Genomic DNA, 15526 nt, shown 5'->3' with positions numbered 1-15526 from the left:
CCAACCAGTGGGCGATCTCGCCGAAATCATGCAAGCCTTCAACAATCACCGGCGGAACCGCATCATTATTGACGTCGTCGGGCAAGCCCGCGTCCGCCGTCGATCCAGAAACGGGATCAGCCAGCGACATGGCCAGGCCATGTAACTGCCGGCTTTGCCTGTACGCGATCGAGACCCGTTCGATCGACAGGCCGGGTTCGACCCATTTGAGGCTGTCCTCGGTACGGCTACCCCATTCCGTGATACGCTGATTGAAATCGCCGCATGCGAAGAACGATCCGATCGGCTCGACTGCCAAGGCGCGCATGCAAGCAAGCTGCACAGGCGAAAAGTCGGGGGCCTCGTCCACGAGAATTTGGTTGCGCTGGATGTCGTGCAGAGCACGCAGTGGCTCATAGGCCACCTGCTCAATGTTCCGACGCACGCGGTTATCCGCGAGCAACGCATTGCCAGCGCGCAGCATGGCCAAAATCACGAGATCCGCTTCCAGCGGGTGCAGATCGCGGCCTGGATTCGTATCGGGATACCAACGCTCTCCCCGCTCACCTCTCCTGAACTGCCTGTATCGGGCGGGGATCTTGCTCAGGTAGTGCCGAACAGGCGCGTTGAACCGATTGAGGGACAGCTGCCATCCCAACCGCTCGGCCAGTCCGCTCGCCTCGGCTTCGGTCAGGCCTCGATCCGCGACCCAATCGAGAACGAGAGCGCTTCGGGAGCTCGTTGAACGGCGACGTGTCTTGGAGCGCGCCTGAAGCCGCAGGGCAGCATAATAGGCGCGTTGGGCAGCGGCCGGCTTGTTCGTAGGCCGGTCGTCATCTTCGTCATCTTCGTCATCGAGATCATCGTCGCCGTGATCGGCCTGATCATCTAAGGTGTCGAGATAGGAGATCAGCTGCTCGAAAAAGTTCTGACCTTGGGTTCGTGCGCCAGTCTGCGCGCGCGCAAGTGCGGCTTTGAGCACGCTGTCGACGTCAGCTCGTACACGCCCGAGAACGCGGCGGACGTCTTCACTTAGCGATACAAGGGCGTAGATACCGCTTGCCGGAGTGGACGTACGTGCGCTTTGAATGGCTGTGCTGAGGCGCCCACCCAGCTTTGCGATTTCCGCGTCCGTGGCGTTCGTAAGGACGGCTGCAGCGCTCTCGAGACCCGACCAGAAATCGCGTTCTTGCTTGGCTTGAAACTGCTCGAACCAGTCGATCGGGGAACCCACGGCCTCGGCGGTTATAGTGGCCGCAGCATCCTTCAGAACGAACGGCCCACCGCCGTTTGCGGTGCGCAAGATCGAAAGGTGGTTCCGCGCGAGTTCCTTGCGATGTCCGATCCACGTTTTGATTCGCAGATCCGACGCTGGCACATTGTTTCTATTGAATGCCTCTTTCAGATACTGCCCGAGTAGATCGGTCGGCGTGAACATGATCCAGCTTTGGCCGTGTGCCAGCGATGAGGGGGAAGCATCGACCAGGCTTTGTTCGTCCTCGCTCAAGCCATGGGGATCGAGCTTTTGCCCCAGACGGCGAATGAGCGTGGTGGTTTTGCCCGTGCCTGGCGGACCCAGGATTAAAAGCTGCGAATCAAGCGACAATCGAAAGATAGCATCTTGATACTCGTCCAGCACCGCCTGATCGCGCAGTTGCATCTTGTCGATGATACCGCGTTTGCGCCCGACGGTGACATTGTCATCCACCTCGGCCGCTTTCAGCATGCGCTCGATCTCATCCAGCGCATCTGCAGGGGCATCACGCTCGGAAAGCAAGCGCAGCAATGAGGCGATGGTGAGGGTTTTCTGCCCTTCCGCCTCGAAAATAGTGTCCCGCGAATCCCAGCCATCGGGGAGGGCCTCGGCGTGAAATAGGGTTCGCTCTACGACCTCAAGCGAGCCCCCCGGCACATCAATGTATCCACCCGGGCGCAACGATGCCAACCGACCGACAGGCGCGTTGTAACTGGCGAACCGAACTCCGGGATCGAGCAGCCCGGAAGGTGCGAACCGAGAGATGTAGAAGGTCGTATGCTTGTCCGCCTCATCCGCCGCGATCACCCTGGCAATAGCGGGTTCGCGGGACAGGATTTGGTGGCCATTGAGCATTTCCCGACCGATCTCGTTGAGCTTCGCGACCGCTTTCTCGGTCGTCAGCGTATTCAGCGGAGCGAGGCTCTCCGCCGATGGTCCCTTGAAACGGGCAAGTTCTGCCCTGGCGCCGGCCGCTACGCGATCGAAGATGGTCAATGCTTCTCGTGCAATATCACCGTTATGTTCGTCGCGATTCAGGCTCAAAGCTATTCCCCCCATGAGCCCCCATACTTGCAAGGAGGCAGCTCAAAATCCACCAGAACTCTCTCAGGATGAGCTATTAATTCTCGCGGTCACGTATGTCGCACCCTGCTTCGAAACAGCGGGCCTCAAGCACTGGCTTGAACCTCGATTGTCTGCCCAGAAGTCACCATGACGATCAGCCCGCGCTCCGTGCCGGTCATGTCGAGATAGGCGCGAACCTGCGCACGATAGTGCTCGATCGTCGCCGCAGTCGGCTGCACATCGCTCTTCCAGTCGATCACGACAGCAGGTTTGCCGTCGCTGTCGAAACTAGTCGCATCGGCAATGCCGACCGTCGCCTGCTCAATCCCTTCGACATCAACCGCCGCATAGACGGTCAGTTCGGGCACCAGACTGGGCCGCAGCTCGGCGATTTCCGGCAGGTTGAGGGTCCGCACCACGCAGCCGGCGAGTTCGCCGGGGTTCAGGCCTTGGGCAGGATCGTCCATCACCGGCTTGCCGATTTCCAGGATCAGTGCCCGAGCCCGATCGGCCAACGCCGCCTTACCGGGATCGGTCTCGCCGGTCAGCACTTCTTCAAGTAGCTTATGGAGGATGAGCCCGCGCTCACGCCCACCCTGAACGCTCGGCGCCGGCCCTTCGTCACCGGGCTGGCCGTCACTACCCGCTGCCCAGATCTCCACCGCTTCAGGCGTCAGTACCGGGCCGGCATGGCTTTCATCGCGGCTCGGCGCGAGCCAGACCAGACGCTGGCGCTTATCGAGGATCGCGGCGGCTTCGGCGGCAAAGCCATCACGGGTCTGGGCGTTGACTGCTTGAGCCGCTGCTGCGCCCATCCCTTCGGGCAGATGCGAAAGATCGAGCGCCGGCAGTTCGGCTAGCGACAGATCGACCAGCGAAATCCAGGCAGACTTGGACTGTGCCGCGTCAAGGCGCGGCAGCACCAGCAATTCGCGGGCACGGGTCGCCGCGACATACCAGAGACGGATGCGTTCGCGGTCGAGTTCCGCTTTTTCGGCGTCGAGCACCGCTTCATAGCCGGCTGGTTTCACGCCGAAGACCGGGCAATAGAAGGTGTCGCTGTCGCGGTCGGTTACGGCGCTATCGGGCGCCTTGATCCCCGTCATCGTGTTGATGGGGACGACGATCGGCCATTCGAGCCCTTTGGCAGCGTGCATGGTGTAGAGCGCAACCGCTTCTTCCTGCGCGTCCGGCCGCCCTTCGACGGCGCGTGCCTCGTCGGTCCAGGCCGCCGTCATCGTCTCGGCGAAGGCGCGCAGCCCCCGCACCGCGAATGCCGAGGTCAAGCTCAGATAGAGATCGACATTGGCGAGCGCGCGCTCGGCCTGACCCCGGTGACGCGCCAAGAGGATTGGCCGCACCCGCAACGCATCGATCGCCTGAGACAGGAGCTCATGCGGCGTAGTGTTGTTGCACTGACGATGGAGCACCTGGAGTTTCTCGATCGTCGCCCGAGCCAGCGGATGTGCGATGTTGGCCGGATCGACGCCAAGGTCGAAACGCGGAAGTTTGTCGGGTGCGTCCTCAGCGCGCGGGAGCGCCCAGATGATGTCGAGGAGTTGCTCTTCGGTCAGGCCGACGAGCGGCCCACGCAGCAGCGCGCCGAGCGCGAGTGTATCGCGGCGATCGGCCAAGACGCGGGTGAGCGCGATCAGGTCCTGAACTTCCTGGCGACGGAACAGGCCTTTGCCGGCCTGCGTCGCGACCGGGATACCATAGCGCTCCAGGGCTTCCTCATAGCGCCACAGGTCGCTGCCGGTGGGCGCGAGCAAAGCGATGTCGCCTGGGCGACACAAGCGTCCCGCGCCAGTGCGCCGATCGAGGATCATTTCGCTGCCGATGAGGCGGGCGCACATTTGCGCGACGGCTTCGGCCTCGCCATCGCGCTGTTGCTCGGCCGACGCTTTGCCGTCCTCGCCTGCGACCACGACATCAAGTGCGGCAATACATAGCGCTTCCCCGCGATCGGCATGAAAGGGGTCGAGCGCGGTGAAGCCGGGTTGGCCGTCGCTGGAGAGCGGCCCCTCGAACCGTTCGTTCACGAAGGTCAGAATCGGCGCGCAGGACCGGAAGTTGGTCGAGATCGACAGGACGCTGTCCTCGTCCTGGGCGACGAAGGCATCGCGGGCACGGACATAGGCCGACACATCGGCGCCTCGAAAGCGGTAGATCGCCTGCTTGGGATCGCCCACCAGGAAAAGGGCACCGGGGCGGATGACGAAGCTGGCCCAATCACTCGCATCTCCAGCCTCCGCTGGCTCACCGCACAGGCGCCAGAAGATTTCGGTCTGGAGCGGATCGGTGTCCTGGAACTCGTCGACCAGCACTTTGGAGAAGCGGCCGGCAAGCGCGCGGCGGACATCGTCATGGTCGCGCAGGAGCCCGCGTGCCGCGAAGATCAGGTCGTCGAAATCGAGCAGTGCGGCGGACCGTTTATAGTCGCGGAAACGATCGAGCACGGGGCGCACTTCGCCGATCAGGTCGGCTAGAACGTGGCTCGCGACAATCTGGGTGAGCGTCTGCCATGCCGCACCGCATGCCGAATAGGCCGTTTCCGCTGCGAGATTGAGCCGCTCCCCATCTGCTTTGGCGAGACCTTCGCGTTTGGCCGCCTCAACCCATTTGCCCTTCTTCTTGAAAGCCAGGAACGTGCCGGCCTTGGTACAGAGGTCGGGATGCGGCGGGAAGGTCAGCAGCCGCACGAGCCCGGCAGGCGTATCGATGGCGGGTCCGCCCTCAAGGCCATCCGCCATCTCCGCGAAGCGCTCGGCAAAGACCGCTGTCTCTTCCTCGACGGCCGGCGCGGTGCGGATGAACTTCGCGAAATCCGCTGCCGCCACGCGAAACGCGGCGAGATGCGGAGCAATCGGGTCTGCGGCGGGGGCGGCAAGGGTACGCCGCTTGCGCAGATTATCGACGATCCGGTGGATGAGGCCGACTGTCTCGCTTGGGCTGTAGAGCACCATCTCAGCGATAAGGCCGCCCTCGGCGCCGGAGAGCCGTTCGCGCAGCCACGCATCGACGATTTCGATGAAGGCGAGGTCGGCTTGGTTGCGATCCATGACACTCGCGCCGGGATCGATATCCGCCTCGACCGGATAGGGTTTGATCAAGCGCTGGCAGAAGCCGTGAATGGTCTAGCAGGTGATCTCATCGATATGCGCGGCAGCCTCAGCCAGATACGCCTTGTGCTGTTCGGAGAGCCCATCAGGGAACGCGATCTTGAGTTCGGTCGGGAGCGTTCCGGCAACAAGCTCGCTGACGAAATCGCGGACGCGCACAAGAAGCTCGCTCGCGGCCAGTTCAGTGAACGTCACCGCCGCGATCGATTTGGGCACAGCGCCTTGCGCCAGCATGGCCGCGATCCGGCCTGCCATGACGGCGGTCTTGCCCGATCCGGCGCCCGCTTCCACGAGGAGCGACTGGTCATGGTTGCTGATCGCAGTACGGCGCGCAGCGTCGTCGCGCAGGCTATTCAGAGCAGCGGTCATCACTGGGCCTCCCAAACCAGAGCAGCGTCACCGAGGAGCTCGGTGGCCGCAGGCGTTTTGCGTTTGCAGTAGGTCGCGCCGGCATTGGCTGGCAGCGCGAAGGCGAGATCGTCATATGTCCCGCCGGTGTCCGGCCCGATCAGCGCATGGCCAGCGCTCAGGCTGGCGCTCGCAAATTGGAGATAGCCGGTGAGTTCGCCAAGCGTCGCTTCGGGGTCGGCTAGCTGAAGGTCGGTCTCGGTACGCGGATACAGCAGCGAGGCGCTGATCGACACTTCCGCTCCCAGAAGGGCTTTCACCGCGAAGGCATAAAGGCAGCGCTGCAACTCGCGGCCACCATCGATGCTGATATCGTCTTTGGGCGGTCGGCCGGTCTTATAGTCCCGGACGAGGGCGCGCGTGCCATCACCCGAAAGATCGAGCCGGTCGATATAGCCTTTGATGGCAAAGCCGGTTTCGGGGATCGCAACCGGGGTCGCCGCATCCCATGGGCTGCCGGCGCCGGTCTTGGGCGTGGCGCCACCAAAGGCCACCTCCCCGTAGGAACGGGCGTCATCGAGATGCTCGCCGCGATAGGTGAGCGCGCGTTCTGCAAGTGTGCGGGCATCGTCAAGCGTGCGCCGCCAGATGACCGGCGGCGGGACTGCCCGCTCGCTTTCCCAGACGCCAGCGACGCTCCCTGCGGCGGCTTCGATCGCGGCGGAGATCTTGGCATCGTCGGCAATGGCGAGGCCACCATTCGCTTCGAGATCCTGAAGGGCAAAGTCGAGGGTCATGTGGACGAGATCGCCCATCGCCAATGCGTCAAGCACCAGCGGGTCGGTGCCGCTTTCGGGCAGCTTCAGGCGCATGCCATAGCGCCAGACGAAGCCCAGTGGACTACGCAGGAGCAGCTTCAATGAGCTGGCCGATTGTACCTGTGCGAGAATATGGAGCAGCAGCGGATGGTCCGCGCGAACCAACCCGTCGTGTGCCGTAATGTCCTTGCGATGCCAATTGCGCCAGGTGGTCAGCGCGCTGGCGGCTTGAATGTCGCCGGCAAACTCATCCGGCCGCGCCATCAAGCGGTCAGTCTCGCTGAAGGCATGAGTGGGTACGGCGTTACGACCGATGTAGATTTCGTCCGTGACCGGGCCGAGCAACGCGCTCCGGCCGAGCAGGCGCCCTTCGCCGTCTCGCCGCGCCCGCGAGATTGTGACCTCGACCTCTGTCGTCGCCAGGATGGTTTCGAAATCGCGCCGATCCGCAGCGCCAATCGGCAGCGGATCAAGTTCGGCAGTGGGGATGATATGGTCGGAGATGAGCCGGTCCTCGGAAATCCCGCGCGGCCAGCGTGAGGAATTGAGGCCGATGAGGCGCACATGGCGGCGCGGCGATGCCGCAAGCGCGCTAGCGGGCATCCATGCCGGCGACACGCAGGCCTCAAGACCGTCATCCTGCTTCAGGTTCTCCAACGTCGTATCGAGCGACACCGATGGGCCAGCAAGAAGTGCTTTGCGCCAGATCGCAAGCGCACGGCCGGACAGGAATGCAGCGCCGACTACGTCGGCTGCCGCATGCCCCTTGGCGAGTAGATCGACGATCGCGCGCAAGGTCGCTGTGTGATCATGCTCATCGGGCCAGTCCGTAGCCGTAAGACGAGAGAGCAACCGATCCCAGGCGCTGAGAGAAGCGAGCGGCGCGTCGGCCGGCAGAACGCGCAGCCACCCTTGCGGCAATGACTGGAACGGACCGGTCTCCGATCCGCAAAGCGCCGCGAGACGGCGCATGCGGGTCTGTGAGAACCCCCGGATCAGAATATCGGCAAGCGCTGCAGCAGCCTGCCCTTCGCGGGTGGTGGTGACTTTGATGCCGTGGACGAAATGAAGGTCGAGGTTCGCGTCCGCACGCAGGGCGAGGAAGTGATCGTCATAGTCGGCAGTCGAAGCGGCGGCGATGGCGATGTCGGAGGGAGCGACGCCGTCTGTTACCATGAGCGCGCGCGCCCAGCGGATCGCTTCAACGGCTTCGTGATAGCCGGTAGCGGCGCTGACCATGTGCTGCTGCGGTATCCGCGCATCCGAGCGGCGCACCTCAATATCGGTCGCGGCGAGCCATTCCGGGACGGGGCGCGGTCCCGCGACCCATGCGACAGGCACATGGGCCGCAAGCGCTGCCAGAAGCGGACGCCAGCTTGGCGAAAGTTCGGTGATGCCGACGATCTCCACGGAGCCGAAAACCGCCGGAGCGTGAGCTAGGCGCTTGAGCGCGGCGGACGCCAGATCGGCGGGCCGCATCATTCCAGGCGGTAGCTGATCCAGAACGGCCGCTTCGAGACGGGCAATCGACTCGAGGCGTGGATGTTCATGGGCGCGCGCGGTCAAATCGATCCCCGAGCGCCAGACCTTGTGGAGCGTATCAGCTGCGGCATCGACCATGCCCGGCAAGAGCTTGATGCCATCCAGCTCGCCCAAAGGCGTCTCCGGTAAGACCGCCTGGATCGCGCTGCGCAGGCTTTCGTCGTCGATTGGCCGCGTGAAACCGCCCGCCAGGCGGACCGCGAGCTGCTCAAACGAGAGAATCTGCAAACCGTGAAGCCGCCGCCGGGCAGCATCAAGGCGCAACTCGCGCATCGCCAAACGGCCGTGCGCGACGATCGTACGCCGTTTAGGATTGGTGCTCATCGCCGACATCCTCCTTCAGTCTCGCCGGTTCCGCTTGACGCGACTCCATCGCATGGATAAAAACTATACGGGCATTGCAGATATGTCCATATAGTTTTTATACCCTCGCGATGTGAAGGAGCCGAACAAGATGACCAGCGAGGGGCCAGCGTTGAAATGGGGCGTCGAACGCCGCCTCGAATTCATCGAGTTCCGGCTATTCTGGGAGGGCGGTGTCAACCGCTCGGACATCATCGACACGTTCGATGTGTCAGTGCCGCAGGCGTCGAAAGATTTGACGCTCTATCAGGAGCGTGCGCCGTATAACGCGCTCTATGACAAGAGCGCTCGTCGCTATGTGGCAGGCCCGGATTTCGAGCCGATTTTTCTTAAGCCTGACCCATATGGCTATTTGTCACGCCTGCGGTCAGTCGCGGAGGGACTGATCGAACTGGGCGAGTCCTGGATCACCCAGGTGCCCGATACAGATATCGCGTTGACACCCCGCCGCGACATCAACGCCAAGGTGCTGCGCACCATATTGGGCGCGGTGCGAGACGTGCGATCAGTCGATATTCACTACCAGTCGATGAGCAAGGATCGGCCAGATCCGATCTGGCGCCGCATTACACCGCATGCCTTTGGCTATGATGGCTTTCGCTGGCACGTCCGCGGCTACTGCCACGTCACCGACAAATTCAAAGACTTCCTGCTGCCGCGTGTCCTTGATGTAGGCGAGCTTGGCGAAGCTGGCGCATCAGCCGATCAGGACGCCCTTTGGCAAGAGCGCTTTGCCATTGAAATAGGTCCACACCCAGACCTCACCGAGAGCCAAAAGGCTGTGGTCGCCAAAGATTTTGGGATGGCGAACGGGTCGGCTGTGCTAACCGTTCGCTACGCGATGCTATTCTATGTGTTGAAACGCCTCGGGCTTCTGGGTGACGCCGCTCAGTTGCCCGCCCGCAGTCAACATATCGTTGTCTTCAACAGAGCCGACACCATCGCAGCGCTTGAAAAGGCGGAGTTCGCGCTGTGAATGATGGCGATAGCGTACAAAATTACCGTATGTCATTCAGCGTGGGTGGGCTGATGCTTAATGAAAGCCTAGTGATCGCCGACGCCTACCATCCGGGTGAGACCTGGGCTCGCGCGCGCGACCGTTTGCTGGCGCACGGCGTGTCTTCATTGCCCAAATTGGCGTCCCAAACCCGCGCTCTACGTGAGGTGTATGACCGGATAGGTTATCTTTCCGATACAGAACGCGAATACCTGTCGGCAGAGGCTGACCGCGCTGAACAGCAGGCAATGGTGTGGCTGGCGGTCTGCCGGACCTATCGCTTTGTATACGAATTCGCAGTCGAGGTGATCAGCGAACGCTACCAATCATGGCGGCTAGACCTAGGTCATGAGGTTTTTGACCGCTTTCTTGCGGAGAAAGCCGAGAGTGATCCTGGCCTCGCTGAGCTTTCAGCTTCAACCTGTGCGAAATTGCGTCAGGTCCTGTTTCGGATACTACGTGAAGCTGGCTTGAGAAGTGTTGAGGGCAGAATTCAGCCGATCTGGTTGTCGGTGCGCATGAAGCGGCTGATCGAGGAGAGTAATCCGGCGGACTTGAGGGTCTTTCCCGGAAATGGGGGGTAATTGTGGGCACGAAAACTGATCGGCGCGCCCGCGCCGAGCACTTATCCAGAGTAATTTCCAGTGATCGGTTCTTGCAAAAGCAAGGGCTGGGAAACGAGGTTCCCTTTTTCATCTGCGCTTTTGATGCCGATGACGGGCTGAGCTTGGGCGAGGATCGCGAGGATCTGATCGCCCGGCTGGGACACGCTGGTGTGCGCGTCCTCGATATTGATCTCTATGACCTTTCGCTCAGGATCCTCGAGGATCGGGGAATCTTCGAGCAGATCCTTGAGGTCGAAGCCGAAACGGAAAAGGCGGAACTCAAGGAGCTGTTGCAGGGGGTTCTGGACCCGCAGGCGCACCTCATTCCAGAGATTGCGCGGCGCATCGAAGACGTCCCGCACGATGTGATCTTCCTGTCCGGCGTAGGCGAGGTTTACCCCTACCTGCGGTCGCACAACGTGCTCAACAACCTGCAAAGCACTGCGAAAGATCGCCCGACGGTCATGTTCTTTCCGGGAAAATACACGCACGCGTTGGCGACAGGAGCGTCGCTGGAACTGTTCGGTTTGCTGCATGATGACAAATATTACCGGGCGTTCAATATCATGAATTACGAGGTCTGACCGATGGCTACTCTTCTGCGTGACATCTTTGCCAAGCCGGTCGACCGTTCGATCGATGGGGTGATCAAGGCTGACGACAAGGCCAGCCTCCTGACCGAACTTGATGAATATGTCATCACCAACGAGATCGGCGCCCGACTGGAGCAATTCCTCGACGCCTACAACAATTACAATACCGCGAACGGCGTGTGGATCTCAGGCTTCTTCGGATCAGGTAAATCTCACCTGCTGAAAATGCTTGCCCTCCTCCTGGAGAACGACGAGGTCGAGGGGCAGCGCGCCGTCGAAATATTTGAGCGAAAGCTCGCAGGCAACCCGATGCTGGCGGGGGCCTTGCGCAAGGCAGTGTCGATCCCGTCCCGATCGGTCTTGTTCAATATCGACCAGAAGGCGGATGTGATCTCGAAGACGGATGTCGATGCGCTTCTGGCCGTCTTCCAGAAAGTCTTTGACGAGATGTGCGGCTATTACGGCAAGCTCCCGCATATCGCGCAGTTCGAGCGTGATCTCGACAGCCGCGGGAAGCTTGATGCCTTCAAGGCGGCCTTTGCGCAGTCTTCCGGCAAGCCCTGGGAGCGTGGGCGTGAACAGGCTCTTATGGAAGGCAAGCACGTTGCCGCCGCCTTCGCCGAGGTCACGGGCGATGAGGTCAAGGATATTCTTGGCCAGTATCGCAAGGACACGAAGGTCTCGATCGAAGATTTCGCCAACATGGTGAAATCGTGGATCGATGAGCAGGGGCCCAAGTTCAGGCTGAACTTCTTCGTCGATGAGGTGGGGCAGTATATCGCCGACAACGTCAAACTGATGACGAACCTGCAGACCATCGCCGAAAGCCTCAACACGAAGTGCAAGGGGCAGGCTTGGATTGTTGTCACGGCCCAGCAAGACATGGGTTCGGTCATCGGCGATCTGACGGCGCAGCAGGAGAATGACTTCTCGAAAATCCAGGCACGCTTCGCTAACCGGATGCCGCTGAACTCCCAGGATGTGGCCGAAGTCATCCAGCGCCGCCTTCTGGCCAAAACCGAGGCCGGTCAGATCACCCTTGGCAATCTTTACGATGCTGAGGAGAACAACCTGCGCACTCTGTTCGATTTCGGCGATAATTCCTTCAAGTTCAGGAACTTTTCCGGAAAGGAGCAGTTCGTCGCGAGCTATCCGTTCCCGAACTACCAATATGATCTGTTCCAGCGCGCGATCATGGGCCTCTCGCAGCACAACGCGTTTGAGGGCAAGCACAGCTCGGTCGGTGAACGCTCCATGTTGGGGGTGTTTCAGGAGGTGGCCAAAAAGCTGGCGGATACGCCGGTCGGGGGGCTGGCGACCTTCGACCTAATGTTCGAGGGGATTCGCACTGCCCTCAAATCCTCGGTTCAGCAGTCGATCCAGCTGGCCGAGAAGAACCTTGGCGATGACTTCGCCGTTCGGGTTCTGAAAGTCCTATTCCTTGTCAAATATGTCAAGGAATTCAAACCGACTGCCCGCAACATATCAATCCTCCTGCTGTCCCGGTTCGAGGCGGACCAGACCGAACAGCGCCGCAATATCGAAGAGGCTTTGTCGCTTCTAGAACGCCAAACGCTGATCCAGCGCAATGGCGAGGTCTATGAATTCCTCACAAATGAGGAAAAGGACGTCGAGGCCGAGATCAAGGCGATTGCCGTTGATCCCGCCGAGATCGAACGGCAGCTCGACGAGTTGGCTTTCGGTTCGATCCTCCGTCACGGCAAGATCAAGCATGCCGGCACGGGTGTGGACTATGCTTTTACCCGCAAGCTCGACGGGCACAGCCTGAACCGGGAGCATGAGCTTTCGGTGAATATCATCTCACCCTTCAGCGACGATTCCGACACGCCGGATGTGGTTCGCTCGAACAGCATGGCAAGCGATGAGATGGTTGTCCTGCTGGGACGTGATGTACGCTTCACGCGCGATCTCGTCCTCGGGCTCCAGACCGTGAAATTCGCCCGTCAGGTCACCAGCGGTGACGCTCAGCCCGGCCGTGATCGCATCATTGCGGAAAAGCGCGATCAGAATACGCGGCGCGAAAAGGAACTGGTGCAGCGTCTCCGTACTCTGATCGCGGATGCTCGCCTTTTCGTGCGTGGAGCCGAACTGGAGATCGGAGGGGAAGACCCGCAGGAACGGCTGGTCAAAGGCTTCCAGGTGCTGGTCGACAAGGTCTATACCAGCCTGCCTGTGCTGCGCGGCGCCACCTACACCGAAGCCGATCTTGGGCGTGCCGGCCGTATCGATGGCGGGCTTTTCGGCGGCGAAGGCAGCGGTCTCACCGAAGCCGAGCAGGACGTGCTGAATCACGCTCAGGCTCAGATGCGTCTTGGGACGCGGGTCTCGGTCAAGGCATTGGTCGAGAAGTTTGGCGCCAAACCTTATGGCTGGCCGTCCGTTACGGTGCTGTGCCTGACCGCGAATCTTGTCGCGCGCGGCAAGCTCGAAGCTCGGGCCGACAGCGCTCTGCTGGAAGGAGATGCTCTGGTGCAGGGGCTGCGCAACAGCCATGCCATTGGCAATATTCTGCTCTCTCCGCAGATCGAGTTCACCGGCGCCCAGATCCGCAAATCGCGCGAGCTGTTTCAGGCACTGTTCGATCTGCCCGCCTCGGGCAATGACGCCCGCAGTCTGGGGGCAGAGTGGCAGGTGCAGTTGTGCAAGCTGACCAGCGAACTTGAGAGCCTTGGTCGGCAGTCGGCTGGCTATCCCTTTATTGCGGCCCTCGATCCTCTGCGAACTCTCCTCGACAGCATGCGCGACCAGTCGGCGACATGGTTCATTACCGGCCCGGTTGGGCAGGAAGATCAACTGCTGGATGCCAAGGAGGATATCCTCGACAAGGTCCGCAGCTTCATGTCCGGACCGCAGAAGGGCATCTATGACGAGGTGCGGGCTTTCCTGACGGCACAGGATCAGAACGTTGCCTTTGCCGACGCTCCTGCCGCCGATACGTTGCGTCAGGCGCTGGCCGATCCGCAGTGCTTCAAGGGCAACGCGATTCAGGAACTGAAGGCGGATTTCTACGCCCTGAAGGAGCGTATCGAACAAACGGTTCTGGCCGAGCGCAACGCCGTCATCGCGGCGATCGAAGAGGTGGCCGAGAAAACCACCCAGACCTCGGAATTCCGTGCGGTCCCGCCAGAGCAGCAGACGCGTATTCGCGATGAGCTCGCTGCGCAGAAATCCGCCGTGGCTTCGCAAACCTTGATCCCGGCCTTGCGCCATCGGGCGACCGAGGTGCGTTCCAACCTTCTGGCCGACACGCTGACGCGGATCGCCGAACTGACGCCTGCACCGGCGCCGACGCCCGCGCCGCAGCCCCAACCTGCAGGTGGCGTGGCCGAAGCCCCGGCCAAGCCATATGTGCCGCCGGCACCGGCAAAGCCCCAATATGTCAACGCCCAGTCGATCACTGTCTCTATCGGGAAAGCCTATCTCGAAGATGCAGACGATGTGACGCGCTATCTTGATGAGATGAAAAAGACCCTGCTGGCCGAGATCGGCGCGGGCAAGAAAGTGATTGTCTGATGGATACCAACGCCCTGAAGAAATTTGCGCAAAGCGCGCGCAACTTGCTGATCGATCAGGTCACCGCCCGGCTGGACATGGTGCTGACCGAGGGCGCGGCGGCTCGCCGCGAACATCCCAGGGCGATTGCCCGGCTGGAAGCTGCCGCCAACGGCAACCGCGCCCATGTGATCGAACACGCGGCATACACATGGTTCAACCGCTTCACCGCGCTGCGCTTCATGGATGCAACCGGCCTGACCAACCCGCGCGTTGTATCACCCGCTGATGGCGCCACCCGGCCCGAAATTCTGGCCGAGGCGATGGCGGGCAACCTGCCGGATCGCGGGCGGTCCGAGATCGCCGAATATCTGAATGGCACCCGCCCCGCCCATGACGGGCAGGCGGAGGCCTATCGGCTGCTGCTGATCCATGCCTGCAACGAATGGCACGGGGCGATGCCGTATATGTTCGAGCGTGCCGATATGCTCGACCGGGCCGAGGATTATACCGAACTGCTGATGCCCGACGATCTTCTGTCGCCGGACAGCATCCTTGCCCGCTTGCGCGCGGTGATGACGGAAGATGCCTGCCAGGATGTCGAGATCATCGGCTGGCTTTACCAGTTCTACATCAGCGAAAAAAAGGATCAGGTTTTTGCGGGCCTGAAGAAAAACCAGAAAATCACGGCGGAAAATATCCCCGCCGCGACGCAGCTGTTCACCCCGCACTGGATCGTGCGCTATCTGGTGGAAAACTCTCTGGGCCGGCTGTGGCTGCTCAATCGCCCGCAATCGAAGCTGGCGGCGAAGATGGATTATTACATCGCGCCGGAAGAGCCGGAAACGGACTTCCTGAAGATCGCCCGGCCCGAGGAAATCCGCATTTGCGATCCGGCCTGTGGCTCGGGCCATATGCTGACCTATGCCTTTGACCTGCTCTATGAAATCTATGCCGAGGAAGGTCATGACGCGGCCGAAATCCCCGGCCTGATCCTGAAGCATAACCTGACGGGCATTGAGATTGACGACCGCGCCGGGGCGCTGGCGGCGTTCGCGTTGTCGATGAAGGCCGCATCAAAGCTGGGGCGTCGGCGGTTCCTGCGGATGGAAGCGAAGCCCGAAATCGTCGTTCTGCAAGATGTGCACTTCACATCTGCCGAGATGCAGGACGTGGCCGCTGTGGTGGGCAAGGATCTGTTCACTGATGAATTGCGCGAGACGCTGGGGCAATTCGAGCAGGCCAAGAATTTAGCCCGCCTTATTCACCAAAAGTGTCCTGAAGGGTTGGCGGGAGTGGCGTAAGCCTCTGATCTGAATTAGGAAC

At 61.2% G+C, this 15526-nt stretch carries 8 protein-coding genes and 1 pseudogene; 5 read left to right on the top strand and 4 right to left on the bottom strand.

Going from position 1 to position 15526, the window contains the following annotated elements:
• The 4 genes and pseudogenes from LH128_RS10450 to LH128_RS10440 all read right to left on the bottom strand — a co-directional run.
• Positions 1 to 2278: DNA helicase UvrD (locus tag LH128_RS10450; protein WP_327195132.1), on the bottom strand; the 2278-nt coding region annotated here is incomplete at its 3' end.
• 125 nt (positions 2279 to 2403) lie between these two features.
• Positions 2404 to 3537 (bottom strand): 3'-5' exonuclease, encoded by a 1134-nt coding sequence (locus LH128_RS34495; protein WP_327195133.1) that lies wholly within the window; start codon positions 3535 to 3537, stop codon positions 2404 to 2406.
• 321 nt (positions 3538 to 3858) lie between these two features.
• Positions 3859 to 5790: pseudogene (locus LH128_RS34490) on the bottom strand (UvrD-helicase domain-containing protein); the annotation flags it as partial.
• The gene (locus LH128_RS10440; protein WP_327195131.1) at positions 5790 to 8453 is read right to left on the bottom strand and encodes a PD-(D/E)XK nuclease family protein; all 2664 of its coding nucleotides are present in this window, start codon (positions 8451 to 8453) and stop codon (positions 5790 to 5792) included. The pseudogene LH128_RS34490 and the gene LH128_RS10440, both read right to left, overlap by 1 nt.
• A 130-nt stretch (positions 8454 to 8583) precedes the next feature.
• Here LH128_RS10440 and LH128_RS10435 point away from each other — a divergent pair, with 130 nt between their 5' ends.
• Genes LH128_RS10435 through pglX form a run of 5 tightly spaced genes read left to right on the top strand, consistent with a single transcriptional unit; the run spans position 8584 to position 15504 of the window.
• Positions 8584 to 9468: a WYL domain-containing protein gene (locus LH128_RS10435; RefSeq protein WP_008829592.1), complete on the top strand. Its 885-nt coding sequence runs from the start codon at positions 8584 to 8586 to the stop codon at positions 9466 to 9468.
• Positions 9465 to 10073: a DUF1819 family protein gene (locus LH128_RS10430; protein ID WP_008829591.1), complete on the top strand. Its 609-nt coding sequence runs from the start codon at positions 9465 to 9467 to the stop codon at positions 10071 to 10073. The genes LH128_RS10435 and LH128_RS10430 overlap by 4 nt, the downstream gene beginning before the upstream one ends.
• 2 nt (positions 10074 to 10075) lie before the next feature.
• Positions 10076 to 10678, top strand: a complete 603-nt coding sequence (locus tag LH128_RS10425; protein ID WP_037518934.1) for a DUF1788 domain-containing protein — start codon at positions 10076 to 10078, stop codon at positions 10676 to 10678.
• Between the two features lie 3 nt (positions 10679 to 10681).
• The gene (gene brxC / locus LH128_RS10420; RefSeq protein WP_008829589.1) at positions 10682 to 14221 is read left to right on the top strand and encodes a BREX system P-loop protein BrxC; all 3540 of its coding nucleotides are present in this window, start codon (positions 10682 to 10684) and stop codon (positions 14219 to 14221) included.
• Positions 14221 to 15504 carry a BREX-1 system adenine-specific DNA-methyltransferase PglX gene (gene pglX, locus LH128_RS10415; protein ID WP_008829588.1) on the top strand — a complete coding sequence of 428 codons (1284 nt, stop codon included), beginning with the start codon at positions 14221 to 14223 and terminating at the stop codon, positions 15502 to 15504. Before brxC ends, pglX begins: the two co-directional genes overlap by 1 nt.
• Positions 15505 to 15526: the final 22 nt, after the last annotated feature.

The organism is Sphingomonas sp. LH128 (genome assembly GCF_000293195.2).
GTDB lineage: Bacteria > Pseudomonadota > Alphaproteobacteria > Sphingomonadales > Sphingomonadaceae > Novosphingobium > Novosphingobium resinovorum_A.
This window is presented reverse-complemented; position numbering and strand designations above follow the sequence as displayed.

Coding starts and splice junctions, on each gene's coding strand:
- LH128_RS34495 (WP_327195133.1), bottom strand. CDS start 3,537: ATGACGGCGGCCTGGACCGACGAGGCACGCGCCGTCGAAGGGCGGCCG.
- LH128_RS10440 (WP_327195131.1), bottom strand. CDS start 8,453: ATGAGCACCAATCCTAAACGGCGTACGATCGTCGCGCACGGCCGTTTG.
- LH128_RS10435 (WP_008829592.1), top strand. CDS start 8,584: ATGACCAGCGAGGGGCCAGCGTTGAAATGGGGCGTCGAACGCCGCCTC.
- brxC (WP_008829589.1), top strand. CDS start 10,682: ATGGCTACTCTTCTGCGTGACATCTTTGCCAAGCCGGTCGACCGTTCG.
- pglX (WP_008829588.1), top strand. CDS start 14,221: ATGGATACCAACGCCCTGAAGAAATTTGCGCAAAGCGCGCGCAACTTG.